1 protein-coding gene is annotated in these 2,220 nt (G+C 64.0%); it reads right to left on the bottom strand.

Translation table 11 applies throughout. The annotated features are described in order from the left end of the window. Nucleotides 1–173: 173 nt before the first annotated feature. Nucleotides 174–2,220 (bottom strand): tetratricopeptide repeat protein (locus VGK20_08650; GenBank protein HEY2774106.1); only part of this gene is annotated, 2,047 nt, incomplete at its 5' end.

Here is a 2,220-nt window from a genome sequence, read left to right on the forward strand (position 1 = left end):
CGGAAACCGGGAGACGATTGCATCACTGTCGCCCTCCTCCGCGCCGACCCCGTCTGGAATCCGATCCGGAACGATCCGCGTTTTCAGACTCTGGTAGCAGCGAAGTAAGCGACAGGCGCTGAGCGGGCGGCATCTCTACGCGGCGTCGAAGGGTCACTTCGCCCTGAACGCGATCATAGGGTCGAAACGGCTGGCGCGGCGGGCGGCGATCCGATTTTGGCTTTCGATATCACCCCGATTTTTTGGGCGAAGGCGATGAAGCGTGGGTCGTTCCTGTAGGCGCGGAGAAAAGGATCGCTCAGGAGCAGGGTCACACCCGCGTCGTGGGTTTTCCAGGCGTGCTCCAGCCACTCGTACATCTTTTCCGGTTCTTTGCGCAGTGCATAGACCTGCGCGATCTGGCTGCCGGAGTCGTTCGCGCCGTCGGCGATCAGTTTTTTCAGGGCCGCATCCGCCTCGGCCCGGTCGCCGTGGGCGAAATAGGCCAGCGCCAGCGCATAGGTCCGCCAGAACGGATCGGCTTCCTGTTTCGCCAAGGCGACGGCGGCCCCGGGTTGGCCGCGCAGAATCTGACAGAGCGCGAGCTGCATGTAGCTCTGGGGGGAGTCGGGCTGCAGGGTCATGACGTGGCGCATCGCCGCCTCGGCCTCGTCGTAGTGACCGAGGGCGGTGAGATAGGTGGCGAGGTTGAAGTGCGATCCGATGCGTAAGGGATCGAGCGCGATGGCTCGGTGCGTGAGCGCGACGCCTTCCTCGAGCTGGCCTAACGAGGAAAGGAGCAAGGCGAGCGCTGCCGTGACCTGGGCATCCTGCGGGGCGAGCGCGGTGGCGCGGCGGAGTTCCGCTTCCGCGGCGGCGAAATGGAAATCGATGTCCACGAGGAGCCGGCCCTGGGCGAGATGCGCCTCGGCGAGATTCGGATCCAGCTCGAGCGCTTTCGCTGCCGCCGCGCGCGCTTTCCTGGTCAGCTCTGCCTTTTCCTGCGGCCCAACACCCCCGAAGCGGGTGTCGAGAAACTCCGCCGCATAGGAGAGCTTCGCATAGGCGAGCGCGTAACGTGGGTCGAGCCGGGTCGCCTCCTCGTAGTAGCCGATTGCCTTCCGGACGTCGTCGGCGGGGCCGCGTTCGAGGTAGAAATTTCCCTGCAAGAGCGCGTTGTAGGCCTCGATATTCTGGTTCGAAGGCGTGGCCGCGGTCGTCAGCGTCACGGCGTGGCCGTTGCTTTCGAGCAGCGCGACCTTGAGCTCCTTCGCCACCGCGCCGGCGATCTCCGATTGCACCGCGAAGATATCCTTCAACTCCCGGTCGTAGGTGTCGGACCAGACATTGGCGCCGTCGCCAGATTTGATCAGCGCCACCGCGATGCGGACCCGATCGGCGGATTTCCGTACGCTGCCTTCGAGCAGGTAATAGACCCCGAGCTTTTCGCCGATCGTCTTGCTGTCGTCGGTCTTGCCTTTGAATTGAAAAGAGGAGGTGCGCCCGACGACTTTCAGCGCGGGCAGACGCGAGAGCGAGGAGATGAATTCTTCTGACATCCCATCGGAGAAGTATTCGTTCGCGGGGTCGCCGGTGGAATTAACCATCGGCAGCACCGCGATCGACTTTTCCGGAATGGCGGCGCTCTTCGGCGCGGCCCGGTTCGACATGAGATACCAGGTCGCCCCAGCCGCGAGGAGCGCGACGAGCACGAGCGCGGCGATTAATCCGCTTTTGCTCCTGAGCCGCGCCGATTTGGATTTCTCGAATTTCTTCGGCAACGTCGAATTGCCGAGTGGATCGGCATAAAGATTCACCAGGTGCAGCCGCACGCCGTGCTTCACTTCGCACGCGCCGAGGTCGTGCAGACGCGGCGCCCATTGCCGATACTGACCAAGATCCTCGGCGACGTGTTGCGAGAGCAGGATGTGCCCGGCGTCGCCGCAATCCATCACGCGCTGCGCCATGTTAATCCCCGCCCCCGCGAGGTTGGTGCGCCCGCTCACGTCCGTGACTTCGCTCACCGGCCCGCTGTGGATTCCCATCCGGACTGGAAGCTCGGGATGCTTCTGCAACGCTTCCGCGATCTCGAGCGCACATCGCGCCGGCTCTTCCGCGCTGTGGTGGAAGACGAGCGCCATCCCGTCGCCGGTCGGCAGCCTAACGAGTTGTTCGTCGGTCGAGGTGCGCACCTGCGCTGTCGCGAGGACGATCGCAGTGAGCTGGTGCAGGCGTTCTTTT

The organism is Candidatus Binatia bacterium (genome assembly GCA_036493895.1).
Taxonomy (GTDB): domain Bacteria; phylum Desulfobacterota; class Binatia; order UBA1149; family CAITLU01; genus DATNBU01.